Annotated in this window: 20 protein-coding genes; 11 read left to right on the top strand and 9 right to left on the bottom strand. The window is 65.7% G+C overall.

All coding sequences use genetic code 11. The annotated features are described in order from the left end of the window. Positions 1 to 4: 4 nt before the first annotated feature. From F1609_RS27535 to F1609_RS27525, 3 genes are all read right to left on the bottom strand, one after another. The gene (locus tag F1609_RS27535; protein WP_229422098.1) at positions 5 to 2,857 is read right to left on the bottom strand and encodes a DUF2135 domain-containing protein; all 2,853 of its coding nucleotides are present in this window, start codon (positions 2,855 to 2,857) and stop codon (positions 5 to 7) included. A gap of 121 nt (positions 2,858 to 2,978) precedes the next feature. After that, positions 2,979 to 5,897, bottom strand: a complete 2,919-nt coding sequence (locus F1609_RS27530; RefSeq protein ID WP_167080050.1) for a DUF2135 domain-containing protein — start codon at positions 5,895 to 5,897, stop codon at positions 2,979 to 2,981. A gap of 191 nt (positions 5,898 to 6,088) precedes the next feature. After that, positions 6,089 to 6,418: a hypothetical protein gene (locus F1609_RS27525; protein WP_167080048.1), complete on the bottom strand. Its 330-nt coding sequence runs from the start codon at positions 6,416 to 6,418 to the stop codon at positions 6,089 to 6,091. A gap of 199 nt (positions 6,419 to 6,617) precedes the next feature. On the opposite strand from F1609_RS27525, the gene ligD reads away from it, so the two are divergent. Further along, positions 6,618 to 9,182, top strand: a complete 2,565-nt coding sequence (gene ligD, locus F1609_RS27520) for a DNA ligase D (protein ID WP_167080046.1) — start codon at positions 6,618 to 6,620, stop codon at positions 9,180 to 9,182. Between the two features lie 36 nt (positions 9,183 to 9,218). Here the strand turns inward: ligD and F1609_RS27515 are convergent, their stop codons facing one another. The 6 genes from F1609_RS27515 to F1609_RS27490 form a co-directional block, all read right to left on the bottom strand. Next, entirely contained in the window at positions 9,219 to 10,670 is a 1,452-nt protein-coding gene (locus F1609_RS27515) for a catalase (RefSeq protein ID WP_167080044.1), read from the bottom strand. A gap of 95 nt (positions 10,671 to 10,765) precedes the next feature. Continuing rightward, entirely contained in the window at positions 10,766 to 11,125 is a 360-nt protein-coding gene (locus F1609_RS27510) for a hypothetical protein (protein ID WP_167080042.1), read from the bottom strand. Between the two features lie 38 nt (positions 11,126 to 11,163). Next, positions 11,164 to 11,514: a hypothetical protein gene (locus F1609_RS27505; protein ID WP_167080040.1), complete on the bottom strand. Its 351-nt coding sequence runs from the start codon at positions 11,512 to 11,514 to the stop codon at positions 11,164 to 11,166. Between the two features lie 201 nt (positions 11,515 to 11,715). Next, on the bottom strand, positions 11,716 to 11,952 hold the full coding sequence (locus F1609_RS27500; RefSeq protein WP_167080038.1) for a hypothetical protein: 237 nt from the start codon (positions 11,950 to 11,952) through the stop codon (positions 11,716 to 11,718). 16 nt (positions 11,953 to 11,968) lie between these two features. Then, positions 11,969 to 12,955, bottom strand: a complete 987-nt coding sequence (ku, locus tag F1609_RS27495; RefSeq protein WP_167080036.1) for a non-homologous end joining protein Ku — start codon at positions 12,953 to 12,955, stop codon at positions 11,969 to 11,971. Positions 12,956 to 12,970: 15 nt separating this feature from the next. Further along, positions 12,971 to 13,966, bottom strand: a complete 996-nt coding sequence (locus F1609_RS27490; RefSeq protein WP_167080034.1) for an SDR family oxidoreductase — start codon at positions 13,964 to 13,966, stop codon at positions 12,971 to 12,973. A gap of 187 nt (positions 13,967 to 14,153) precedes the next feature. On the opposite strand from F1609_RS27490, the gene F1609_RS27485 reads away from it, so the two are divergent. From F1609_RS27485 to ureC, 10 genes are all read left to right on the top strand, one after another. After that, a complete protein-coding gene (locus F1609_RS27485) occupies positions 14,154 to 15,590 on the top strand; it encodes a GGDEF domain-containing protein (RefSeq protein WP_229422097.1) in 1,437 nt (478 codons plus the stop codon). A gap of 201 nt (positions 15,591 to 15,791) precedes the next feature. Beyond that, positions 15,792 to 17,426, top strand: a complete 1,635-nt coding sequence (locus F1609_RS27480) for a SulP family inorganic anion transporter (protein WP_167080124.1) — start codon at positions 15,792 to 15,794, stop codon at positions 17,424 to 17,426. Next, complete coding sequence (locus tag F1609_RS27475; protein ID WP_167080030.1) at positions 17,423 to 18,094, top strand: phytanoyl-CoA dioxygenase family protein; 672 nt, start codon at positions 17,423 to 17,425, stop codon at positions 18,092 to 18,094. The genes F1609_RS27480 and F1609_RS27475 overlap by 4 nt, the downstream gene beginning before the upstream one ends. Positions 18,095 to 18,167: 73 nt before the next feature. Next, positions 18,168 to 18,869, top strand: coding sequence for a 2OG-Fe(II) oxygenase (locus F1609_RS27470; protein ID WP_167080028.1), 702 nt, complete (start codon positions 18,168 to 18,170; stop codon positions 18,867 to 18,869). A gap of 28 nt (positions 18,870 to 18,897) precedes the next feature. Further along, positions 18,898 to 19,485: a DinB family protein gene (locus tag F1609_RS27465; RefSeq protein WP_167080026.1), complete on the top strand. Its 588-nt coding sequence runs from the start codon at positions 18,898 to 18,900 to the stop codon at positions 19,483 to 19,485. Positions 19,486 to 19,584: 99 nt separating this feature from the next. Beyond that, entirely contained in the window at positions 19,585 to 21,357 is a 1,773-nt protein-coding gene (locus tag F1609_RS27460) for a DUF1302 domain-containing protein (RefSeq protein WP_167080024.1), read from the top strand. A gap of 119 nt (positions 21,358 to 21,476) precedes the next feature. Continuing rightward, a complete protein-coding gene (locus F1609_RS27455) occupies positions 21,477 to 22,316 on the top strand; it encodes an urease accessory protein UreD (RefSeq protein WP_167080022.1) in 840 nt (279 codons plus the stop codon). A gap of 17 nt (positions 22,317 to 22,333) precedes the next feature. Continuing rightward, positions 22,334 to 22,636: an urease subunit gamma gene (locus F1609_RS27450; protein ID WP_167080020.1), complete on the top strand. Its 303-nt coding sequence runs from the start codon at positions 22,334 to 22,336 to the stop codon at positions 22,634 to 22,636. A gap of 13 nt (positions 22,637 to 22,649) precedes the next feature. After that, the gene (locus tag F1609_RS27445; protein ID WP_167080018.1) at positions 22,650 to 22,973 is read left to right on the top strand and encodes an urease subunit beta; all 324 of its coding nucleotides are present in this window, start codon (positions 22,650 to 22,652) and stop codon (positions 22,971 to 22,973) included. 1 nt (position 22,974) lies between these two features. After that, positions 22,975 to 24,675 carry an urease subunit alpha gene (ureC, locus tag F1609_RS27440; protein WP_167080016.1) on the top strand — a complete coding sequence of 567 codons (1,701 nt, stop codon included), beginning with the start codon at positions 22,975 to 22,977 and terminating at the stop codon, positions 24,673 to 24,675. The last annotated feature ends 10 nt before the right edge of the window (positions 24,676 to 24,685 follow it).

Genomic DNA, 24,685 nt, shown 5'->3' with positions numbered 1-24,685 from the left:
ACGTTCACGGCTTGATCTCGAATTCGCCCACCAGCTCCTGCTGGTAGCGTTTCGTCAGGCGCATGGTGACCGACTGCTCCTTCTGGCGACGCGTACCGAATGCGCTTGTCACCTTGACCTGCAAGGTGGGCGGCGCTTCCAGTACCTGCTGGGAACTGCCGATGTACATCGCATGGACGCGGTATTTGCCGGGGGCGGCGCGGCGCAGCGCGTATTCTTCCGGCCCATAGCCGCCCCTGAAATTGTTCGACATACGTCCATCCTGGCGCGACCGCCCGGCACTGTCATACGCCGATATGTAGCCGTCCGGCGCTGTCACCCAAAAGTCGAAGTCGCTGTTGTCGGTATCCCAGGTCAGCACCATGCGCAGGTCGAGCGGCTCGCTGGCGAGCAGGCGGGGATCGATGCGGGTCAGCTTGAGCGGCTTCCTGGCGGTGGCGATGATCGCGTTCATCTCGGTCAGCAAGATCGTTTCGATGCCGGGAAAACGGCGGTGCCACGGGCGCTCGATTGCGTCGTACAGGAGATCGACCGCCTCTTGCGCGTGCCCGGTGGCGGCCAGCGCCAGGCCCAGATCGCGATACGATTGCGGCTCTTCATCGGCAAGGCGCAGCACTTCGCGCAGGACCGGCACGGCCAGCGCCGGTGCGTCGGCCTGCATCAGGCGGTAGCCGAGCAGGCGCAGGAGCGCCCGGTTTTCGAGGTCGATCTCGGCCAGGTTGGACAGCACCCGCAGCGCCAGCTCGCGCCGTCCCTTGTCGAACAGGATACCGGCGGCATCGAGGTAGAACGCGCTACTGTCGGCATAGTCGGGCTTGAGCTCGAGGTAGACAGCATATGCATCGACTGCCGTGGCCTGGCGCAAACGCGCCAGATAGGGGGCGTCCGCCGTCGACGATGGCACGCTGGCGCGGGCCTGGACCGCGCGGACCGTCGCGTCGATCCGGCCCTGCGCTTGGCTTGGGGCGGCCGCCGCGTTAAGGCCAGGCGCGGTCGACGTTTCCACTTCGACCATTCTCCTGTGAACGGTTCCAGTGACCGTCACGATCGTCATGCCGTCGCGGATGACTGGCGCCGGCGGCTTGGACGCCGGGCGCGGGAATCGGGTATTCCACCACGCGCTGCGCTGCGCGAAAGCGCGCGCCACCCGCTCCAGGTGAGCGCGCCGCTGCGCCTCTCTGTCGACGGTATCTTCCGTTTGCCGTTCGCGCCAGGCCTGGAGCATGTCGGCCGGGGGCGCGATATCGAAGCGCACGTAGTCGTCCAGCGTCTCCAGCACGATGAGGGAAGTCTCGCGCGTGGGGATGCCGAAGCGGCTGCCGATGCGGCCGATTTCGGCGCGCTGCAAGCCGCCGTCCGCTTCCAGCCTGCGCAGGCGGAAGGCCGCCCACATCGATGCGGCCATCGGATGATAGGGCGCGTCGGCGCCGATCGGCAGCTTGATGATATGGTTCCTGCCGCCGTTGGCGATGGTGACATCGAGCGCGGCGTCCGGCGCCAGCACACGGCCGGCGATGCGCAGCATGCCAGCCTCGATGATGGTCGATCCGGTTTCGATGTCGGTGGCGCCGCCAGCGGCAATGTGCTCGATGCGGGCCTGGGTATGCAGCAGCGCGTTGGCGAGCGCCTGCGGGGTGGCCGGGTCGATTCCGATTAACTGCCCACGCTGGCGTTCGGCCAGCGCCGCCAGGCGCACCGTGTCGGCGGCGCTGGCCGAATTGACCGCGAACAGCGACTGACGGCGCGATAGTTGCGGCGCCCTGGCGGAGCCGTAGTTGGACAAGCCGTCGCTAAACAGCAGGTACTGGTCGACATCGTCCTGTGGCTTCCAGTCGTTCAGGGCGCTGGCGCCGTCGTAACGGGTGCTTTCGAGCGCGCGCCGCAAGGCGCTCCAGTCGCCGCGCCTGATGTGGAATATCTGCTGCGCCTCCGGCCGGTCGCGCAGGCGCGTCAGGCGTACCTGCACCGACCCGAGCGCGCGCAGGTAATGGTCGAGCGCAGCCAGTTCGGCGGCCAGGTTGCGCCGTTCGCCCGAGCCGGAACTGTCCCACAGCAGGCCGATGACGGGTGGCGCCGCGCGCGGCGTGGGCAGGTTCGTCACCGGCATTTCGGCCACGAACCAGGTGGCGCCGAGCCGGTCTTCCTTGTACACGCGCGCCTCGGTGCTGGCGGTGGTCAGCACGTCGAGCGCGCCGCCGGCGCTGTAGTCCTTGCGGTTCAACCGGGCCTGGTAGACGCCGTCGGCGCGTTCGAAGTCCAGGCCGGGGCCGGGGGTGGCAAACACGGGCGCCGCAGCGGCATCGTTGACGCGGATGGTCAGGTCCAGATTGCGCACCGCGCCGTATTCCAGCGGCAGGCGGTACAGCCACTGGCCGCCGCGGCGCGCGAGCGGCTCCATGTAGCTCAGTTCCACCACGCGGCTACTACGCGGCATGATCGGATAGACGCGCAGCTTGAAGTTGTTCCCCTGCGTGACCTCCAGCAGCGCTGGATCGACCCTGGCGCGGGTGATCTCGTCGAACACTTCGCGCCCGCGTGCCTTGGCCACCGCAACCGCCGGGCGCATCCTGCCGCCGATGTCGAGCGCAAAAGCGCCGATCCGCTGCCCGTCGAGCAGGGGGAACTGCAGATTGCCTTCGAGCTGGCGCGGGTTCGGATTGTAGAACTCCATGCGCACCGTTGTTTGCGCCATGCTGCCGCTGATGCTCGCCTGGATCGTCAGCTGGCGCAGCTCGATCGGGTCGCCCTGCGCGCTGTGCATGGTCACTCGCGGCAAGCGCAAGGGAGTCGGTGGGGTGAGGGCATGGACGGCGCTGCTGGCGATGCACAGCAGCGCGAGGATAAGAAGTCGGGTCAAGATGGTGGTCTCCAGTTGGCCGGGCGGGCCGGCATACCAATGAAACGCACCACCTGCAACAAAGGGGTTAAACACGCGGACTAAACGCGGCGCAGCGTTGCCGATGCGCCGCGCCGCCAACTCAGGGCTTGATGTCGAATTCGCCCACGAACACCGTTTCGCTGCGGTCCTTCAGGCGCAGCGTGATCGCCTGTTCTTTCTGGCGCGGCGTGCCGAAGGCGGTAAACAGCCTGACCTGCAAGGTGGTCGCGCCGGCCACCACCTGCTGGCGGTTGCCATAATAGTTGGCCTCGATCTTGTACTTGCCCGGCGCCGCGCGCCGCACCGAAAACTCTTCCGGACCATAGCCGCCGGTGAAGTCGTTGGTCATGCGCGCACCCTGGCTGGACAAGCGGTGCAGATAACTCGATTTTTCGCCATCCGGCGCCGTCACCCACAAGTCCATGTCGCTGTTGTCGGCGTCCCAGGTCAGCACCACGCGCAAGTCGAGCGGCAGGTTGGCGCGCAGGCGCGGGTCGATGCGGCGCACATCGAGCGGCTTGGGCGAAGCGGCGACGATGGCGTTGATTTCCGCCAGCACGATGGTTTCGATGTCCGGAAAGCGGCCGTCCCACGGCCGTTCGACCACCTCGTAGAGCGTGTCGATCGCTTCCTGCGTACGGCCGCTGGCGGCCAGCGCCAGGCCCAGGTCGCGGTACGATTGCGGTTCTTCACCGGCCAGGCGCAGCACTTTTTCGAATACCGGCACCGCCAGCTGCGGCGCGCCGGCCTGCAACAGGCGGTAGCCGAGGATGCGCAGCACCGCGCGGTTTTCCAGGTCCATTTCGGCCAGGTTGGACAACACGCGCAGCGCCAGGTCGTGCTGGCGTTTTTCGAGTAGGATGTCGGCGGCGTCCAGATAGAAGGCGCTGCTGTTGGCGTAATCCGGTTTCTGGTCGAGGTAAATGGCGTAGACGCTGGCGGCGTCGGCGTCGCGCAAGCGCTTGATGTAGGGCGCGTTCGGCACCCATTTTTTCAGCCCCATGCCGATCGACGGCGCGCGCTCGGACACGTTCATTTGCTTGGCAGACGCCATTTGCGGCGTAAGCATCGATGCCATCTCGGGGCGTCGTACCGAATATGCTGTTATCTCGACGCGCTCCGGCTCCGGCGCTGCCTTAAATGAAAACGCCTGCTCCACAGGCGCGGGCGCGGGCGCCGCCACCGGTGCGGAAGGCGCTGCCATCAGCTTATCGAACGGTTGGTAGCGCTCTTGCGCGGGTTTGGCGGCAACGCGCGGGAAGGCCGTGTTCCACCATGCGGTGCGGCTCTCGAAATGTCGTACCACCTGCTCCAGATGCTTGACGCGCGCGCTGCTACGCTGGCCGCCGCGCAGGTCGCTGAGCTTGCGCCAGGCGTCGAGGTAGTCCTGCGGCGGCTCGATCTCGTAGCGCACATAGTCTTCCAGCCGGTCAAGCACGATCAGGGACGTTTCGCGGGTCGGGATGCCGAAGCGGCGCCCGATGCGGCCGATTTCGGCGCGGTGCAGCTCCGGGTCCGCTTCCAGCGCGCGCAGGCGCAGTGCCGCCCAGGTCGACGCGGCCAGCGGATGCTGCGGGCTGTCAGGGCGAATCTGCAGGGTCACGGTTTGCTTGGCGGCGCCGGCGGCCAGCGTGACATTGACGGTGGCGTCGTCGGCCAGCAGGCGGCCGGCGATGCGCAGCATGCCGCCTTCGACCACGCCGCTGCCGGCTTCGATGTCGGTGGCGCCGGTGGCCGCTACCTGTTCGATGCGCGGCTGCGCCGACAGCAGGGCCTCGCTGGCGCGGCCAGGTGCGGCCGGGTCGATGCGGATGATCTGGCCGCGGTTGCGTTCGGCCAGTGCGGCCAGACGGCCGGTGTCGGACGACGCGGACGAAACCAGTGCAAACAGCGCCTGGTGCTGCGCCAGTACCGGCGCGCGCGCCGGACCATAGTTGGCCAGGCCGTCGCTAAACAGCAGGTACTGGTCGACGCTCGCTTCCGGCTTCCAGTCGTTGAGGGCGCTGGCGCCGTCGTAGCGGGTGCTTTCGAGCGCGCGGCGCAGGGCGCTCCAGTCGCCGCCACGGATGTCGAATACCTGCTGCGCTTCGGGACGGTCGCGCAGGCGCGTCAGGCGCACCTGCACCGAACCGAGCGCGCGGAAATAGGCATCGAGTCCGGCCAGTTCCTGCCCGACGTTGCGCTGCTCGCCCGAGCCCGAGCTGTCCCACAGCAGGCCGATGACGCGCGCACGCGCACGCGCCACCGGGGTTGCCGCGACCGGAATCTCGGCCAGGAACCACGATTGGCCGAGGCGCGTTTCGCGGTAGATGCGTGCGTCGGTTGAGGCCACGGTCTGGATGCCGATCTCGCGTTCGGCCTTGTAGTTCTGGCGCTGCAGGCGCGCTTCATAGGCGCCGCCGGTGCGCTCGAAACGCAGCTCGTGGCCGTTGGCGAGCAGTTGCGGCGCCTCGGCGGCGTCGTTGACGCGGATGGCCAGGTCGAAATTGCGTACCTCGCCAAAGGCCAGCGGCAGTCGATAGAGCCAGTTGGCGGCGCTGCGGGTCAAGGGGCCGGCGTAGGTCAGTTCGACGGTGCGGGTCTTGCACGGCAGGATGGGATAGACGCGCAGCTTGAAGTTGTTGCCTTGGGTAACTTCGAGCAGGGCCGGGTCGACGCGGCCGCGCACGATTTCTTCGAACACGGCGCGGCCACGCTCTTTTTCGACCGGCACGGCGGGGCGCATCTTGCCGTCGATATCGAGGGCGAAGGCGCTGACCTGCTGGCCGTCGGGCAGCGGAAACTGCAGATTGCCCTCGAGCTGGCGCGCGTTCGGGTTGTAGAACTCCATGCGCACGGTGGTTTGCGCCATGCCGCCGCTGATGTCGGCGCTGATCGAGAGCGATTGCAGTTCGATCGGCCTGGCGTCGGCGGCTGTCTGCATTAACGGCGGTGGACGCTGGATCAGGCGCGGCGATTGTGCGAGCGCTAAGGACGTGGCGGAAAACAGCAGTGCCAGGGGCAGGATTCGATTGAACATGGGGAGGCTCCGGTTGGCCGGCGCTGGTGCCGGCATTGACTGTGAAACGGAGCGGGGCGACAAAAGGGGTTAAAGCAGGGTGACGTCGATGCACATTTTTCAAAAAACGTGTTTTGATCCGGGGAAACAAAAAACCGGGACGAAAAAAAAGACAGGGGGGGCCTGTCTCTTTCTTCTCACTGCGGAACAACTTACTTCATTGCTGCGTCTTTTTTGGCTTCTGCGCTGTCGACAGCAGCGTCTTTTTTAGCTTCAGCTTTCTCTTTTTTGGCTTTCGAGTGGGCTTTGGCTTTCGACTTGGTGGCGTCGGCATGGGCTTCGGCGACGTCCGATTTGGCTTCAGCGGCAGCTTTTTCTACTTTTGCATCGGCTTTGGCATCGGCTTTTGCAGCTTTGGTATCGGCTTTGACGACTGCTTTCGCTTCTTTTGCTTCGGCTTTAGCGACTGGAGCGGCAGGAGCCTGGGCGAAAACCGAGGTAGCGAACAGACCGGCGATCAACGATGCGATAACTTTTTTCATGGTGTTTCCTCAGTGTGGTTATATGGTGGAGCAGTTCTTGGGTGCTACAGAGTCACTAACGCGGCCCATGACATCTCAGTTGACGCGATTTACAACTACTTACAATCAGCCTCGCCAGCCTGTTGGTTAGCTGGCGAACAGTCGTTCGGCCCGGCTGGCCCCAGAATCGGCAAAAAACCATCAGGAAGAGGTTGCCGCCATGCCGGATGCATTAAAGGTCTACAAGTCCAAACGCGATTTTTCGATTACCTCCGAACCGGCCGAGGGGGGCGAGGCGGCGGCCGGTGCGCTCACCTTCGTCATCCAGAAGCACTGGGCCAGCCGCCTGCATTACGACTTTCGGCTGGAACTGGACGGCACCATGAAAAGCTGGGCCGTGCCCAAGGGACCTAGTTACGATACCAAAGACAAGCGCATGGCGGTGCATGTGGAGGACCATCCGATCTCGTATTCGAGCTTCGAGGGCACCATCCCGGAGAAGCAGTACGGGGCCGGCAAGGTGATCATCTGGGACAAGGGCACCTGGCAACCGCTTGACGATCCGCACAAGGGCTACGAAGGCGGGAACCTCAAGTTCGAGATCCACGGCCATAAAATGCGCGGCAAATGGGTGCTGGTGCGGATGAAGGGCAAGGGCGAAAAACAGGAGCCCTGGCTGCTGATCAAGGAAAAAGACGATTATGCCAAGCCCGCCGCCGAGTTCTCCGTGGTCGACGAGATGCCGGACAGTGTGAGCAAACTGCCGATGCCGGGCGCCAAAGCGGTCAAGGCCAAGGCGCAACCCAAGGCGGCGCCCGGGGCTACCCGTGGCCTGCCGGCGCAGGCGCTCAAGGCGGCGCTGCCGGCATCGCTCTCGCCCGAACTGGCGACCCTGGTCGACCAGCCCCCGGGCGACCCGGCCGAGTGGATCTTCGAGGTCAAGTTCGACGGCTACCGGCTGCTGGCCCGGATCGAGGACAAACAGGTACAGCTGATTACGCGCAATGGCAACGACTGGACCCACAAGCTCGAACCGCTGCAAAAGGAACTGGTCAAACTCAAGCTGCCGGACGGCTGGTACGACGGCGAAATCGTGGTCCATGACGAGAACGGACGGCCCGATTTCGGCTTGCTGCAACTGGCCTTCGACGGCTCGAACACGGCCGACATTGTGTACTTCCTGTTCGACGCGCCGTACTTCAATGGCCACGACCTGCGCGCGGTGCCGCTCGAAGCGCGGCGCGCGCTGCTTGGCGCGCTGTTAGAGAAGGCGTCGTCCGACACGGTGCGCTTTTCGGGCGAGTTTGGCACCGATCCGGAGGAACTGGTCGTTGCCGCCTGCAAGCTGGGACTGGAAGGCGTGATCGGCAAGCGGCGCGATTCGCGCTACGTCACGCGCCGCTCGCCCGACTGGATCAAGCTCAAATGCGGCCAGCGCCAGGAATTCGTCATCGGCGGCTACACCGATCCGCAGGGCTCGCGCGCAGGTATCGGCGCGCTGCTGCTCGGGACCCACGACAAGGACGGCCTGCTGCAATACGCCGGGAACGTCGGCAGCGGCTTTACCCAGGCCGTGCTGCGCGACCTGAAAGACAAATTGAGCGCCCTCGATACCGACGAGAGCCCGTTTCCGCCCAAGGCGGTGGCGGGGCGCAAGCATCACTGGGTCAAGCCCACCTTGGTGGCGGAGGTCAGCTTTGCCGAGTGGACCAGCGCCGGGGCAATCCGTCACGCCGTGTTCCAGGGCCTGCGCAGCGACAAGCCGGCCAGGAAAATCGTACGTGAAGTCGCCAAACACATGGAGGAGTCGATGCCGACGCAGAGCAAGACCAAAGCGAAGACCGCAACAAAGAAAACCGCGACAACCAAGGCCGAACCAGTCGCGCCCGAAGGCAAGCTGCCCGCTACCCTGAAAGTGACCAACGGCGAGCGCGTGATCGATGAACAAAGCGGCACCACCAAGATCGAACTGATTCGCTATTACGCGCTGGTCGGGCAGCTCATGCTCGAGCACCTGAAAGGCCGGCCGGTGTCGCTGGTGCGCGCGCCCAGCGGCGTGGGCGGCGAGCTGTTTTTCCAGAAGCACGCGGAAGTCGACAAGCTGCCCGGCGTGAAGCGGATGGACCAGGCGCTCGATCCCGGGCACCCGCCCATGCTGGAAGTGGGAACGGTGGGCGGCATCCTGTCGGCGGCGCAGTGGAACGTGGTGGAGTTCCACACCCAGAACGCGACCGGCAAGAACTACGAAGCGCCCAACCGCATGGTGTTCGACCTGGACCCGGGCGAGGGCGTCGACTGGCCCGCGATCCAGGAGGCGGCGCAGCTGATGCACGCGTTCCTGGACGAACTGGGCCTGCCATCATTCCTTAAAACCAGCGGCGGCAAGGGCTTGCACGTGGTGGTGCCGCTCAAGGGCGGCCTCGATTGGGATACGGTGAAGGACTTTTCGCAGGAGGTGGTGCGCCGTATGGCGCTCACGCTGCCGGACCGGTTTGCGTTCAAGAGCGGACCGAAAAACCGGGTCGGCAAGATCTTCATCGATTACCTGCGCAATGCCCGTGGCGCCACCACGGCCTGCGCCTGGTCGGCGCGGGTGCGGCCGGGGCTGGGTATTTCGGTGCCGGTGGGGTGGGATGAACTGGCCGGGCTCAAGTCGGGCGCCCACTGGACGGTGCATAACGCACACACCCGGCTCGACCTCGGCAACGCGCCGTGGGACGGCTATGCAAAAGCCGCCAAGACGCTGACGGCGGCCATGAAGAAGCTGGGCTTCAAGAAGGAGTAGGGCGCGGGCCGTTGAAACCCGCGCCGGATGCTGCGCTTACTTGATGTTCAGCGCGGCCCGCACGCCATTGCCGTAGGCGCTGTCGGCCTTGTCGAAGTGGGCCAGCTGGCGCTGCAGGATCTCGTCGCTCACCTGGCTCAGGGGCCCGGCGAGGTTGGCGCACAGGTTCAGCTTTTCCTGCTCCGTCAGGAGGCGGAACAGGTTGCCAGCCTGGGTGTAGTCGTCTTCCACGCCGCGTCCGTCGAAGCGGCCGGCGCCGCCGCGCAGGGCCAGTTCCGGTTCGCCGTGCCCCATGCCGCGCGGGGCGCTGCCGGCCGCGTTGACGTTGGCGTAGTTCTGCGCCGCGCCGCCGTTATGGGCGGCCATCGCGCCATCGCGCTGCTGGTTGTGGAACGGGCAGCGCGGCGCGTTCACCGGCAGATGCTGGTGGTTGGTGCCGACCCGGTACAACTGGGCGTCGTGGTAGGCGAACAGGCGGCCTTGCAGCATCTTGTCCGGGGAGTAGCCCATGCCCGGCACCGCGTTCGCCGGCGAAAACGCCACCTGCTCGACTTCGGCGTGGTAGTTGTCGGGATTGCGATTGAGCTCGAAGATGCCGACCGGGTGCAGCGGGAAGTCGCGGTGCGGCCAGACTTTGGTCAGGTCGAACGGGTTCCAGCCGGTGCGCGCTTCCCAGTCGTCCAGCTGCTGCTCGGTCGCCACCTGGATCCGTACTTCCCACTGCGGGAAGTCGCCGCGCTCGATGGCGCCGAACAGGTCGCGCTGGGCGTAGTCCGGGTCTTCGCCGGCGATGCGCGCGGCATCGGCGGCACTGAGGTTCTTGATGCCCTGGCGCGTCTTGAAGTGCCACTTGACGTACACGCGCTCGCCGGCGGCGTTGATCAGGCTATAGGTGTGGCTGCCGAAACCGTCCATGTGGCGGTAGCCGTCCGGCGTGCCGCGGTCCGAGAACAGCATGGTCACCTGGTGCAGGCTTTCGGGCGCCTTACTCCAGAAGTCGAACATCATGGTCGGCGACTTGAGGTTGCTGCGCGGGCAACGCTTTTGGGTGTGGATGAAGTCGGGGAACTTGATCGGGTCCTTGATGAAGAACATTGGCGTGTTGTTGCCGACCAGGTCCCAGTTGCCTTCCTCCGTGTAGAAGCGCAGGGCGAAGCCGCGCGGATCGCGTTCGGTGTCGGCGCTGCCGCGTTCACCGCCCACGGTGGAGAAGCGGGCGAAGGTGTCCGTTTTTTTGCCGATGGCGCTGAACAGTTTCGCCCTGGTGAAGTGGCTGATGTCGTCGGTGACGGTAAAGGTGCCGTACGCGCCCGAACCTTTGGCGTGCACCACGCGCTCGGGAATGCGCTCGCGGTTGAAGTGCTGGAGCTTTTCGATCAGGTGGAAGTCCTGCAGCAGCAAGGGGCCGCGTGGACCGGCGCTGATCGAGTTCTGGTTGTCGGCGACCGGGATGCCGGAAGCGGTGGTGATCTGTTGGTCTTGGCTCATGCTTGCAACTCCTCAGTGGTGATTCGATGCAGGCAGTGTATTTGAGCTCATCAGTTAGTCAAAGGCAATTAAATATATCCGACCGATAGTTTTTATCAATTCACTTTTTTTGGGGCAGGGAAGATCGCGGCGAAGATCAGCATGCCCAGCACCGGGTATGCGGCCGCTTGCAGAGTGAGGTGCAGGTCTTTGGCCATGTTGAAGAAGGCGGCGACCACTGTCACGGCGCATAACAGCAGGTACAAGGCGAGGCGCAGGATTTTGCTTGCGAGGGGCATGGGGGACAAGGTCAGGTACCAGACCAGCGCCGCGGCGATCAGGACCGTCGGCCATAAAAAGTAGAGCACGATCAGCGCATCTTCGCCGACGAGCACGCCCACCAGGAGTAGCGACGACAAGAAGAACGCACTGACGACGGCGCCCTCGGCATGCCGCATCATCCGACTTTTCGCCATGCTTGCCTCCTGGGTTCAATCCGGGGAATGGCTTACTGCTATTCTTTCTCGATCACGAAGCCGCGGCCATATCCGCCATGCGCCAGTGGCAGCAAGAGGCACAGCCAGGGGGCCTTGTTGGTGGCGGCGATGCCCTTGATGCCATCGCGCTGCTCGACATAGTCTTCGCTCGCGCGCAGCTGTTCCGCCGTTTTGCCCGACTTTTTGATCTGTTCGGCCAGGCGTTCCTTGTCGACGGTCAGGTTGGGGCAGTTGGCGCTGGCGTAGTCGCCCGAGGCCATGGCCCCGGCGACTTGCGCCTGAATGGCGTCTTGCTCGGTGACCTCGGCATGGGCGGCGCCCGTTCCCAGTGCGAGGAGGGCGGCCGCTGCGAGGGTGGCGAATTTCATGGGTGATGTCCTGTCAATTGGGTATTGACATTATCACATGAATATCAATCTACCAAGCTGTCAGCCTTGCGGGGTTTCCGGCTCTTCCGGTGGTTGCGCCGCCTCGCCGTCCCGGACAGTATAGGCGCAGGGAAAAACCCATTGGCAGCTTCGCTGCGGTATGCCGACCATTATTGCATGCTGGTCGCTGGCCAGCTTTTGTCAGGCATCCTCGTTCTTGCGGATGCCGCGCACGTTCAGGGCCAGCAGGCCGACGTTGAGGGCAATGAGCGCCCAGGCGGCTTCGCCCCAGCCCCACGCGATCCACATCAGGTTGCCGACGATGAGCATCCAGAAAGCGACGATGCGCTTGCCGGCCTTTTTTGAACCCATCCACCATGCGGCGGCCAGGCTGATCGCCATCGCCGGCCACTCCAATAAAGCAAAAATTTCGTACATGCGGCTCCTGTTTACGTCACGCAGCCTTGCGCCGGGCCGGCGCTGGCTTGGCTTTGGCCGCAGGCTTGGCGGCCGCTTTGGTCGCGGCTTTCGCTGGCGCCTTGGTGCGGCTCGCGGTTTTTGAGGCAGCCTTGCGCGGTTTGGCGGCCGGCGCTTCCTCCTCGTCCTCGGCGTCGCTCTCTTCGGGTGGGGCGCTGGCCTTGCCCGGCTTCTTGCCCAGGCTTTGCTGCAGCAGCGCCACCAGGTCGATGACGTTGCTCTTGCTGGCGGGCGCCTTTTCCTTCTCCGGCATGGTGATGGTCTTGGTCTGTTTGGCCTTGACCTTTTTCTGGACCAGCGCCAGGATATCTTCGCGATAGGTGTCGTGGTACTGCTCCGGCTCCCAGTCCTCGCTCATGCCCTCGACCAGCGCCATCGCCATTTTCAGCTCCTTGTCGGAGATGGCGGCGCTCTTCGACCTGGCGCCCGGGATCTTGAGTTCATCGGTGGGGCGGATCTCGTCGCTGTAGCGCAGCGTATTGAGGACGATGGTATCGCCTTCGCACACCAGCGCCGCCAGGTGCTGCTTGACCCGGATGACCACTGTGGCGATGCCGATCTTGCCGACCTTTTTCAAGGTCTCGCGCAGCAGCGCGTAGACCTTGTCGCCACCCTTTCCGGGCGCCAGATAGTAGGGCTGTTCGTAGTACAGCAGCGGCACGGTGTCGGCGTCGACAAAGGCCAGGATGTCGATGGTGCCGGTGGCCTCGGGGTTGGCGCGGCGCAGGTCTTCGTCGGACAGCACCACGTACTCGTCGTCGGCGTACTCATAGCCCTTGACGATGTCGTCCCACACCACTTCCTTGTTGTTGCCCTTGTTGTAGCGCTTGAAGCCGACTGGCGAGAAGTCGCGGCGGTCGAGCATGGTCAGGTCGAGCGCGTTGTCGCGCACGGCCGGATGCATCTCGACCGGAATATGCACCAGCCCGAAGCTGATGGCGCCTTTCCATAGACTGCGTCCCATATGCCGGTCCTTTCCTTATCCGCCCACGCTGCCGGTGACCGGCAACACGATGCCGGTGATGTAGCTCGAACATACCGCCGAGGCCAGGAAGACATACGCCGGCGAGAGTTCTTCCGGCTGGGCCGGACGGCGCATGTCGGTGCTTTGCCCGAACTGGGCGATCTTGTCGGGCGCCTGGTCGGCCGGGTTGAGCGGGGTCCAGACCGGGCCTGGCGCAATGGCGTTGACGCGGATGCCCTGGTCCAGCAGGTTCGAGGCTAGCGACATCGTGAAGGCATGGATCGCGCCTTTGGTGGCCGAGTAGTCGAGCAGCTTGCCAGAACCCTGCAGCCCGGTCACCGACCCGGTGTTGATGATCGCCGCGCCGCGCTTGAGGTGGGGCAGGGCGGCTTTGGCCATGTGGAAGTAGCCGTAGATATTGGTGCGCATAGTTTCGTCGAAGCGCTCTTCGGTCAGGTCCAGCAGCGAGTCGGCGTGCTCCTGGAAGGCGGCGTTATTGACCAGCACATCGAGGCGCCCGAATTCGGCCACCACCTTGTCCACCGCCTCCTGGCAGAACGCCATGTCCTTGACGTCGCCCGCCACCGCGATGCAGCGCTGGCCTTCGGCTTCGATGCAGCGCTTGGTCTCCTCGGCGTCTTCGTGTTCGTTCAGGTAGAAGATGGCCACGTCGGCGCCTTCGCGCGCGAACAGCACCGCCACCGCGCGCCCGATGCCCGAGTCGCCGCCGGTGATGATGGCCGTTTGCCCTTGCAGCTTGCCGCTGCCCTTGTAGCCTTCGGCCATGAAGCGCGGCTTTAATTCCATCGACGCTTCGATGCCCGGTTTGACCAGGTGCTGCGCTGGCAGCGGTGGCGCCGGCTGCACCGGGCCGCCCGTTTGCACCGCTTTCTTGCTTTCTTCCGTGGCGCCCGAGGCGTCCTTCTGGTCCTGCCGGCTCTGGATCGCGCGCTGTTTGTCGGCGACCGCTTCGACTTGCGAACTCATTGCGTTTTCGTCTGTATTTGCCATGGTGCTTCCTCCGTTAGAACACGCAGTATCGGACCGTGCTACTGTGTTGACGGTGCGCCCGCGCACACTGCGCGTGCGTTCGTGTTTGCTGGTTTGGTGCTTTATGGCAAACTGTGAAACGGGCGGGCGCAAGGGATGTTGCCACTGCGTATTTATGCCGCATACTTTAGTGCTCAAGGGAGATTTAATGACGCAGCAGATTGGACTTTTTCTCAATCCCGTAGGACAGCGTCGGGTCGATTTCCAGGGCATGTATGCCGACATGTTCGCGCGCCTGTTCATTGCCGACGGCAGCGAGCAGGCCACCGTGCTGCTGGGCCAGGAGCGGGTCGACCTGCTGATCATCGATCTCGAACGGTTCGACCGCGGCTTCGACCTGGAGGCGCTCGGTGAACTGATTGCGCGCCGCGCCGGTGCGCCGGTGCTGGTCCTGTGTCCGTTCATCAGCGCCGGCTGGCTGCCCGCGCTGATGGCATTCGGCCCGCTCGCGTACGCCATCACGCCGCTCGATGAGGGCGAACTGCGCGCCGCCATCGACGCCCAGCTCGGCGCGCCCGAGGCCAGCGTCACCCATGCGGACGAGCTGCGCTCGCTGCTGGCGCTGCGCACCCGCTTGCAGCAGGCGCTGGTCGATGTCGACGACCTGGCCAGCGTGGCCGAACAGATTTGCGTGGCGCTGTGCGACGCCGCCGGTGCCGTGCATGCCTCGCTGTTTCGCATGGACGTGCCGGGCGACCTGCAGCTCGAAGCGCAGTATTCGCCCACGGGCCTGAACCTGACGCGCGTGCTTCACCGCAGCGACAGGCTGCTGCAGTCGCCGCTGCGGCATGCCTTCCCCGGCCTGGTGGCCGCGTGCAGCAACGAAATGTGCCTGCTCGATGCGCCGGCCAAGGCAGGCGAGCCGGAACTGGCGCTGTCGCTGGTCGACAAGGGCGTCGAGATGGTGATCGGCCTGCCGCTCGGTTCCGCGCCGGGCAGCGCGCTGGCCGGCTCGCTGTGCCTCATGTTCGGCCGCGCGCGCCAGTTCAGCGTGGAGGAACTCGATTCCTTCGTGGCGCTGGCCCAGATGGCCGGTTTTGGCTTGCGCATGGCGGCGGTGAGCCGCGAGAACGAAGCCTTGCTGGGACGCGTGACGCACATGGCCACGGTCGACGCGCTCACGGGCGTGGCCAACCGGCGCCATGGCGAGCACCTGCTCGAACTGGAAATCAAGCGCGCCCGCAGGTACAGGGTGCCGGCAGCGTTGATCGGGTTCGACATCGACCGCTTCAAGGCCATCAACGACCAGTTCGGGCATCCGGTGGGCGACGCGGCGCTGCGCACGGTGGCCGATGTGGTGCAGGCCACGCTGCGCACCAGCGATGTGCTGGTCCGTTCGGGTGGCGAGGAGTTCCTGATTATCGTGCCGCACACCAGCGCCATCGATGCGCTCAAGATCGCCGAGAAGATCCGGGTGGCGGTGGCGCAGACCGACATCGCCGGCTGCGACAGGCTGACCATTTCACTGGGCGTGGCGCAGCTGGCCGACCAGGAAAGCGCGGACGCGCTGATGCTGCGGGTCGACGCGGCCCTGAGCCGCGCCAAGCGCGCGGGACGCAATTGCGTGGAATTGGCGATGTCGTAAGCGGCCGTTCCCGACACTCCGCCGCTTCCACCGTCTCCCCCGCGCCAAGGCGGCCCTCGGCGGGGATCTATGGCACCATTGAGCAGCGGTGCTATGGGCCCCCGCCTGCGCGGGGGAGACGGAGCTGATGGTGGTGGCCAGAGAAGTGCGCTGCTGTATAATCGGCCATCACCGGCAAAAGGGTAAACAGATCACGTGGGCATGCTGCAATGGTTAAGACACTACCGGCGCGCGTCGCTGCCCGGTGATATCAGCGCCGGCATCGTCGTCGCCCTCATGATGATCCCGCAGGGGATGGCCTACGCCCTGGTGGCCGGCTTGCCGCCGGTGGCCGGCATCTACGCCAGCATCCTCCCTCCCATTCTGTACGCGATCTTCGGATCGAGCATGACCCAGTCGGTCGGCCCGATGGCCATCATCTCGCTCATGACGGCCGCCGCCCTGGCGCCGCTCGCCGCTCCCGGCTCCGGCCTGTACATCGTGCTGGCCGCCCAGCTGGCCCTCGCTTCCGGCGCCGTGCTGCTGCTGTGCGGCTTGCTGCGGCTCGGCTACGTGGCCAATTTCTTCTCGCGTCCCGTCATGAGCGGCTTCACCATCGGCGCGGCCATCGTCATCGCCCTCGGGCAGGTAAAAGTGCTGGCCGGCGGCACGCTGGCGCAGGTGCACATGCCCAGCGCGTTGCTGGGCGGCGGCGCCATCGCCGTGCTGCTGCTGGCCAAACGCTACCTGGCGCCGCTGCTGCGCCGCGCAGGTCTGTCTTCCAGCGCGGCCGACATCGGCGCGCGTCTCGCACCCATGCTGGTGGTGCTCGGCGCCATGCTGCTCTCAAGCCTGCTGGACTTGCCCGGTTTGGGCGTGCAAAGCACCGGCGAGGTTCCCGCCGGCCTGCCCGGCCTGAACCTGGCCACGTCCAGCACGCACTGGCGCGCGCTGCTGCAACCGGCGCTGCTGATCGGCTTCATGATCTTCTTGCTGGGGATGTCGGCCGCCCAGACGCTCGCGCTCAAGCGCCAGGAAAAACTGCAAAGTAATATGGAACTGGTCGGACTGGGCGTGGCCAACATCGGCAGCGCGCTCACGGGCGGCTTGCCGGTTACCGGCAGCCTGTCGCGCTCGGGCGTGAACTTCGCGGCCGGCGCCAACACGCCGCTGGCGAGCATCCTCACCGGCGTGCTGCTGGCACTGGCGCTGGTGGCGCCGACCGGCTGGCTGGCGCTGCTGCCGCTGCCGGCGCTGGCCGCGACCATCATCGTGGCGGTGCTGGGCATGCTGGAACTGGACACCTTGCGCACCGCCTGGCGCTACGACCGCGGCGACGCGCTGGCCCTGCTGGCAACGGCCGGCGGCGTCATCGCGCTGGGCGTCGATGTGGGCGTCGTTCTCGGCGTGCTGCTCTCGCTCGGCACCCTGATTCTCCGCGCCAGCCGTCCGCATATCGCGGTGCTGGGGCGGATCGCCGGCACCGAGCATTTCAGGAATATCGAGCGCTACCCCGCCGGCACCGTGCCCGATGTGCTGATGCTGCGCATCGACGCCAATCTCTTTTTCGGCAACGTGGAAGCGGTCAATGCGCGCATCGAGGATGAACTGGCGCTGCATCCGGCTGCCCGCCATCTGGTGCTGGTGATGACGGCGGTCAGCTCGATCGATACCTCGGCCCTGTTCGGGCTGGGCGAACTGAATCTGGCGCTGCGCCAGCGCGGCATTGGCCTGCACCTGGCCGAGGTCAAGGGGCCGGTGATGGACCGGCTTAAGGAGAGCGACCTGCTGGGCGCCATCAATGGCCGGGTTTTCCTGAGCGCGGCCATGGCGGCGGACGCGCTGGCGGTCAGATGAAAGCGCAGTTTGCGCAAGTGGGCTATGCGCTCGTGCCCCGGGTGCTGCCGGCGGCCGAGTGCGCGCGTCTGGCCGGGCTGGTGCAGCCGGCTGGCGCGGCCTCGGGCGGCACGCGCTGCCTGCTGGCCGAGCCGTGGTGCGCCGCGCTGGCCGCGCGCCTGCGCGCCAATCCCGCGCTGGCACCCTTGATTGAACCGGATGCGGTGGCGGTGCAGTGCACTTACTTTGAAAAATCGGCGGGCCGCAACTGGCTGGTGCCGCTGCACCAGGACCTGAGCATTCCGGTGGCGGCGCGGGTCGATGCGCCGGCGCTGCGCGGCTGGTCGCTCAAGGAAGGCACGCTGTTCGTGCAACCGGCGCCGGCGGTGCTGGAACAACTGGTGGCCGTGCGCGTGCACCTGGACGCGTGCGGCGTCGACGACGGTCCGCTGCTGGTGGTGCCGGGATCGCACCGCGCCGGCGTGCTTGCGCAGCCTGACGCCGCCGCCGCGCGCGACGCCACGCCGCCGCTGGCGTGCCTTGCCGGCATCGGCGGCGCACTGGTGATGCGCCCGCTGCTGCTGCATGCGTCATCCAAGGCGCTGGGGCAGGGCCGGCGCCGCGTGCTGCACTTTGTGTTTGGACCGCGCTCTCTTCCGCACGGGCTGGCGTGGAACGTCGCCCTGTAAGTAAGCTAGTGACCCCGCGGCGCGCCTTGTGTACTATGCCGGTATCAGAAAACCCAGACCCGAAAGAGTGACGATGGACGACTTCATCGAGATTTACGACAACGCGCTGACCGGCGAACAGTGCGCCGCCGTCATGGCGCGCTTCGACGCCAGCGACAAGGTCGTGCGCGGCAAGACCGGTAACGGCGTCGACACCAGCAAGAAAGACAGCTACGACCTGACCATCTCGGCCCACGAGGAATGGCAGGACGTGGCGGCCATCATGATGCAGGCCGTGCGCGAGCATCTGTGCGCCTACCTGGACAAGTACCGCATGATGCTGATCGGCGCGCTGTCGCCGCAGGTGATCCACCCGGGCACCGGCGAACCGGTCACGCTGTCGCCGGAGAATTTCGACGAGTGCGGCACCGCCCACATCGATGAACTGATGCGCATGATGTACCGCGCCGGCCAGATCAACGTGCAAAAGTACGTGCGGGCCAGCGGCGGCTATCATCACTGGCATTCCGAGATCTATCCGCAGAACGCCAGTTGCGAGAGCCTGCACCGCGCGCTGCTGTTCCAGTTCTACCTGAACGACGTGGACGACGGTGGCGAGACGGAGTTCTACTATCAGCGGCGCAAAATCGAAGCGCGCCAGGGCCGCCTGATCATCGCGCCGGCCGGCTTTACTCATTCGCACAAGGGCCACGTGGCGCGCAGCGGCGACAAATACATCGCCACCTCGTGGATCCTGTTCCAGCGCGCCGAGGCGCTGTATGGCTCACCGGCGTAAATCGACTTCCACCCCGCTTACCGACATCATGAACCAGTTTCTACGCTACCTGATCGCCCAGGCCTACAACAACGCCTGGGCCAATCACCGTTTGTTGCGCGCCTGCGCCCAGTTGTCGCAGGAAGAATTCGAACTCGCCACGCGCACCAGTTTTTTCCCGTCGATCAAAGGGACCCTGAATCACAACCTGACGGTCGACTGGTTCTACATCGACGCCATGGAGCGGGCGGCGCGTGCCGACGAACCGCATCCGGATTACTGCGCCGCCTTTTTCGAGCCGGAAGAGCCGTTCGCCACCTGCGCCGATGTGTGGGCCGCGCAAAAGTCGAGCGACCAGCGCCTGATCGCCTACTGCCGCCAGCTCGACGAGCCCACGCTGGCGCGCGACGTCGGCATCCTGCGCGACCACGGACTGATGCTCGACACGCCGGCGCGCCTGCTGGCGCACCTGTTCCAGCACCAGATCCACCACCGTGGCCAGGTTCACGCGATGCTCGCCGGGACCGCCGTCGAGCCGCCGCAGCTCGATGAATTCTACAGCCGTGGCGAAGCCGAAGACCGGGCCGACGATTTCGCGGAACTGGGCTTTACCGAGGCCGATGTGTGGGGTGTGTAAGTACGCGTGACAAGCCAGTGTAACGCGTGGTAAATTCAATTGTAACCAAAAGTAATGGCCGGCGAGTGTCGGCTTAGCGCAACCTACCACAGGCCAGACATGCATAGCACCGGGCGCCGCCACGTTCACGCCGCATTCACGGCCGCCGCTCTGGCGAGCGCGCTGCCCGCATGCGCGCTGGAGACGCAAGTGAGCGGGCGGCTCAGCTTCGGCGCCAGCTTCCGCACCGAGGCAGCGGCCCCGCATATGCTGGTTGCATACAATGCGCATGCGGTGGACCTGGCCGGCCTCGCCAGCGCGGGCCAGAACAGCGATGACGCCAACCTGAACTTCCGGCGCGGCGATGCCGTCACGCGCGCGCTCAAGGGCTATGTGGATCTGGCCGTTTTTGAAGGCAATGTCAGCGCGCTGGTGCGCATCAAGGCGTGGCACGATTTCGCCCTGAACGACCATGCGCGCGCGTGGGGCAACAGTATCAATGGCTACGCTGCCGGCGAGCCGCTCGGCGACGCCGGCGGCGCGCGGCTGTCGCGTTTTTCGGGCGTGGCGCTGGGCGATGCCTTCGTCGAGCATCGCGCGCAAGTCGACGATGTGCGTGTACTGACGCGCCTCGGGCAGCAGTCGCTGGCGTGGGGTCAGCGCAGCGGCTTTGCGGGTGGCCTGGCTGCGCTCAGCGCGGTCGACTACCCGGCGCGCAGACGTGCGGACGCCGTGCCGCAGGAAACCCTGGTGCCGGCCCCCATGTTGTTCGCACGCCTGGAAGCCGGCAGCGGCGTGGGCGTCGAAGGCTTCTATCAGCTCAGCTTTCGGCCATCGGTGGCCGACCTGTGCGGCACCTTCTGGTCTGCCACCGACTACATGGCGCAAGGCTGCAACCTGGCGTTCGCAGGGCCGATGACGGCCAGCGACCGCACTCGCCTGGCGGGCCGCGCCTATGTAGAACGGATGGACAATCCGGCACCGTCCGACGAGCGCCAGTACGGAGTGGCGCTGACGTGGAAGTCGCTGCCGCTGGCGATGGATGTGGGCTTGTATCATGCGCGCTACACTGGCAGCACCCCCTTGCCTGGCGTGCGCAAGGCGCAGCGGCCTGGTTTTGGCCTGATCGCAGGCGATCCTGATGGCAGGAACATGCGTTACTTCACCGAATACGCGGGCGGCATTGCCATGACTGCCCTGACTGTGATGCACCGGCGCGCGCACGGCAGCGTGTTCGGAGAGCTGACATGGCGCGCCAACCAGCCCATGCAGCTGCCGCCCGGCGACACATTGCCGGCACTGCTCAATTCCGCCTTTCCATCGTTCCTGCGCAAGGAGATCGATGCGCTGGCGCCTGGCGCGCTGTATCACACCTATGACCGCTACCGCACCGTCCAGCTTCAAGCGGGCGCGCAGCGGGACTGGCCGCGCGTCGGCGGCGTCGCTCTGAGCAGCCTTGGGGAAGTCGTGGTCAAGCATGTCGCCGCGCTGCCCGATCCGGCCGTGCGGCGCTACGGACGGGTCGACCAGTACGGCAATGGCCCGGTCAACGGGACGTGCATCGTCACGTCCATCGACGCCGCCCGCCAGTGCAGCAGCGATGGATATGTCACGCCGAGCGCGTATGCGTACCGCATACGGATGGACGCGCGCATGGCGCAGGTGGGGCCGGGACTGAACCTGCACGCGTGGGCGCAGCTCCAGCACGATGTGAAGGGCTGGTCGTACGACTTCATGCTCAACGAAGGCCGGCGCACCGGTAGCCTGGGGGTGCGCATGGAATACCTGAAGCGCTACGTCGCCGAAGTGGTCTATATGCCGGTATGGGGCGGCGTCTACAACACGCAGGTGGACCGCGACGTACTGGCGCTGTCGATGGGCGTCAAGTTTTAAGCGAGTGCGCACCACTGCGGTGCGTGCGCGCCGCGCCGGTGCGCTTGCTCCCCAGCGGCGGGCATGCCGCACCGTGAACGTGCCCCGCGCGCTGGCACGTATCCTGCTCTTTCAACGGTATGCGAGATTGCCACCCGACCGAACCGACCCACAGTGCATGGCAAGCGACCCTGCGGCTGCGCTTTGCCGACGATGGCGGCACCACGCGGCTGCTCGAGCGTGCGCATAGCGGGCCGCTGCGGGTGCAAAAGCCGCTGTATCCGGAAGGCGCGCGCATCTGCCACGCGATCATCGTCCATCCGCCCGGTGGCGTGGTGGGCGGCGACCGGCTGTCGGTGAGCGTGTCGGCCGGTGCATCCGCGCACGCGTTTCTGACCTCGCCCGGCGCCGCCAAGTGGTACCGCGCCAACGGCAAGATCTCGCGCCAGGACGTGATGATCGACGCCGGCGCCGGCGCGGCCGTCGAGTGGATGCCGCAGGAAGCCATTTTCTTCAACGGCGCCCATGTGGCGCTCGAACAACGGGTCGAGCTGGCGGTTGATGCCAGCTACATCGGCTGCGACATCCTGTGCCTGGGCCGGCGCGCCTCGGGCGAGACCTTCGACAGCGGCACCATCACCCAGCACACGCAGATCCGCCGCGGCGGCAAGCTGCTGTGGTGGGAGCAGGGCGCGCTGGTTGGCAGCAGCGCGGCCATGCACAGCCCCCTGGGCCTGAGCGGCGCCAGCGTGTGCGCCACCCTGGTCGGCGTGGGCAAGCCGGCCGGTGCCGCGCTGATCGACGCCGTGCGCGCGCTCGACCCGCACCTCGGCATCACCCAACTCAAATCGGTGTTCGTGGCGCGCTACCTGGGCGACGACAGCGAAAGCGCGCGCCGCGTCATGTTCGGCGTGTGGCAACTGCTGCGCCCCCATTTGCTCGGATGCGCCGCGCCGCTGCCGCGCATCTGGAATACCTAGAAAAGAGAACACGATCCATGAACCTGACCCCGCGCGAAAAAGACAAACTGCTGATCTTCACCGCCGCCTTGCTGGCCGAACGGCGCATGGCGCGCGGCCTCAAACTCAATTACCCGGAAGCGGTGGCGCTAATCAGCGCCGCCATCATGGAGGGCGCCCGCGACGGCAAGACGGTGGCGCAGCTGATGTCCGACGGCGCCGCCATCCTGACGCGCGCCGATGTCATGGACGGCATCGCCGACATGATCCCCGATATCCAGGTCGAGGCGACTTTCCCGGACGGCAGCAAGCTGGTGACCGTCCACAACCCGATTCCCTGAGAGCGAGACAAGCATGAACCCTGGCGAATACCTGCTGGCCGATGGCGACATTGAACTCAACGCCGGCCGCGCCACCCGAACCATGGTGGTGGCCAACAGCGGCGACCGGCCGATCCAGGTCGGCTCGCACTTTCACTTCTTCGAGGTCAATACCGCGCTGCACTTCGCCCGCAGTGCGGCGATCGGCATGCGCCTCAATATCGCCTCCGGCACCGCCGTGCGCTTCGAGCCGGGCCAGCGGCGCACGGTGGAACTGGTCGCACTCGGTGGCGAGCGGATGGTGTTCGGCTTTAACGGCCTGGTGATGGGCGAACTGCCACCGCACGGGAGCGATTGAGATGCCGTCGATCAGCCGCCGCGCCTATGCCGACATGTTCGGCCCCACCACGGGCGACCGCATCCGCCTGGCCGATACCGACCTGTTCATCGAGATCGAGCGCGACTTCGCCATCCATGGCGAAGAAGTCAAGTTCGGCGGCGGTAAAACCATCCGCGACGGCATGGGCCAGTCGCAGCGGCTGCACGCCGACGTGATGGATACCGTGATCACCAACGCCGTCATCGTCGACCACTGGGGCATCGTCAAGGCCGATATCGGCCTTAAAAACGGGTTGATCGCGGCCATCGGCAAGGCCGGCAACCCGAATGTGCAGCCAGGCGTGACGATCGCCATCGGCGGCGCCACCGAAATCATCGCCGGCGAAGGCATGATCGTCACCGCCGGCGGGGTCGATACGCACATCCATTTCATCTGCCCGCAGCAGATCGAAGAAGCCCTCATGAGCGGCATCACCACCATGATCGGCGGCGGCACCGGGCCTGCGACCGGCACCGCTGCCACCACCTGCACGCCCGGACCGTGGCATCTGCACGCCATGCTGGGAGCGGCGGACGCCTTTCCGATGAACCTGGGCTTCATGGGCAAAGGCAACGTGAGCCTGCCAGGGCCGCTGGAAGAACAGGTGCTGGCCGGCGCCATTGGCCTGAAACTGCATGAGGACTGGGGCAGCACCCCGGCCGCCATCGACAACTGCCTGGCGGTGGCCGATCGCATGGACGTGCAGGTGGCGCTGCATTCGGACACGCTCAACGAAGGCGGTTTTCTGGAAACCACGCTCGGCGCCTTCAAGGACCGCACTATCCACACCTTCCATACCGAAGGCGCGGGCGGCGGCCATGCGCCGGACATCATCGCCGCCGTCGGCCAGGACAATGTGCTGCCCTCGTCGACCAATCCGACCCGGCCCTTCACCGTCAACACGCTCGACGAGCACCTGGACATGCTGATGGTGTGCCACCACCTCGACCCGGCCATTGCCGAAGACGTGGCGTTCGCCGAGTCGCGCATCCGGCGCGAGACCATCGCCGCCGAGGATATTTTGCACGACCTGGGTGCGATCTCGATGATGTCGTCCGACTCGCAAGCCATGGGCCGCGTGGGCGAGGTGATCATGCGCACCTGGCAGACCGCGCACAAGATGAAGCAGCAGCGCGGTGCGCTCGCGCCCGACACGGCGCGCAACGACAACTTCCGGGTCAAGCGCTACATCGCCAAATACACCATCAACCCGGCCATCACGCATGGCGTGTCGCACGCGGTCGGCTCGCTGGAAGTGGGCAAGATCGCCGATATCGTACTGTGGAAGCCGGCGTTTTTCGGCGTCAAGCCGTCGCTCATTCTCAAGGGCGGCATGATCGCGGCGGCGCAGATGGGCGACCCGAACGCCTCGATCCCCACGCCGCAGCCGGTCCACTACCGCATGATGTTCGGCGCCTTTGGCGGCGGACTGAAAAAGTCGTTCACCTTCGTCTCGCAAGCGGCCTATGACGCCGGCATCGGCCAACAACTGGGCTTGAGCAAGACAGTCATTGCCGTGCACGGCATGCGCCATCTGCGCAAGCGCGACATGATCCACAACGGCGCTACGCCGCACATGGAAGTCGATCCCGAAACCTACGAAGTGCGCGCCGATGGCCAATTGCTGGTGTGCGAAGCCGCAGTCGTGCTGCCGATGGCGCAGCGCTATTTCCTGTTCTGAGAGAACCCTG

Origin of the sequence: Massilia aquatica (genome assembly GCF_011682045.1) — a bacterium.
Lineage (GTDB): Bacteria > Pseudomonadota > Gammaproteobacteria > Burkholderiales > Burkholderiaceae_D > Telluria_A > Telluria_A aquatica.
The sequence above is the reverse complement of the archived record's forward strand: the minus strand, read 5'-3'. Positions and strand labels throughout refer to the sequence as shown.

Bases quoted from the DNA above. Each gene is read 5' to 3' on its own strand.
- F1609_RS27530 (WP_167080050.1), bottom strand. From the start codon at position 5,897: ATGTTCAATCGAATCCTGCCCCTGGCACTGCTGTTTTCCGCCACGTCC.
- F1609_RS27525 (WP_167080048.1), bottom strand. From the start codon at position 6,418: ATGAAAAAAGTTATCGCATCGTTGATCGCCGGTCTGTTCGCTACCTCG.
- ligD (WP_167080046.1), top strand. From the start codon at position 6,618: ATGCCGGATGCATTAAAGGTCTACAAGTCCAAACGCGATTTTTCGATT.
- F1609_RS27515 (WP_167080044.1), bottom strand. From the start codon at position 10,670: ATGAGCCAAGACCAACAGATCACCACCGCTTCCGGCATCCCGGTCGCC.
- F1609_RS27510 (WP_167080042.1), bottom strand. From the start codon at position 11,125: ATGGCGAAAAGTCGGATGATGCGGCATGCCGAGGGCGCCGTCGTCAGT.
- F1609_RS27505 (WP_167080040.1), bottom strand. From the start codon at position 11,514: ATGAAATTCGCCACCCTCGCAGCGGCCGCCCTCCTCGCACTGGGAACG.
- F1609_RS27500 (WP_167080038.1), bottom strand. From the start codon at position 11,952: ATGTACGAAATTTTTGCTTTATTGGAGTGGCCGGCGATGGCGATCAGC.
- ku (WP_167080036.1), bottom strand. From the start codon at position 12,955: ATGGGACGCAGTCTATGGAAAGGCGCCATCAGCTTCGGGCTGGTGCAT.
- F1609_RS27490 (WP_167080034.1), bottom strand. From the start codon at position 13,966: ATGGCAAATACAGACGAAAACGCAATGAGTTCGCAAGTCGAAGCGGTC.
- F1609_RS27485 (WP_229422097.1), top strand. From the start codon at position 14,154: ATGACGCAGCAGATTGGACTTTTTCTCAATCCCGTAGGACAGCGTCGG.
- F1609_RS27480 (WP_167080124.1), top strand. From the start codon at position 15,792: ATGCTGCAATGGTTAAGACACTACCGGCGCGCGTCGCTGCCCGGTGAT.
- F1609_RS27475 (WP_167080030.1), top strand. From the start codon at position 17,423: ATGAAAGCGCAGTTTGCGCAAGTGGGCTATGCGCTCGTGCCCCGGGTG.
- F1609_RS27470 (WP_167080028.1), top strand. From the start codon at position 18,168: ATGGACGACTTCATCGAGATTTACGACAACGCGCTGACCGGCGAACAG.
- F1609_RS27465 (WP_167080026.1), top strand. From the start codon at position 18,898: ATGAACCAGTTTCTACGCTACCTGATCGCCCAGGCCTACAACAACGCC.
- F1609_RS27460 (WP_167080024.1), top strand. From the start codon at position 19,585: ATGCATAGCACCGGGCGCCGCCACGTTCACGCCGCATTCACGGCCGCC.
- F1609_RS27455 (WP_167080022.1), top strand. From the start codon at position 21,477: ATGCGAGATTGCCACCCGACCGAACCGACCCACAGTGCATGGCAAGCG.
- F1609_RS27450 (WP_167080020.1), top strand. From the start codon at position 22,334: ATGAACCTGACCCCGCGCGAAAAAGACAAACTGCTGATCTTCACCGCC.
- F1609_RS27445 (WP_167080018.1), top strand. From the start codon at position 22,650: ATGAACCCTGGCGAATACCTGCTGGCCGATGGCGACATTGAACTCAAC.
- ureC (WP_167080016.1), top strand. From the start codon at position 22,975: ATGCCGTCGATCAGCCGCCGCGCCTATGCCGACATGTTCGGCCCCACC.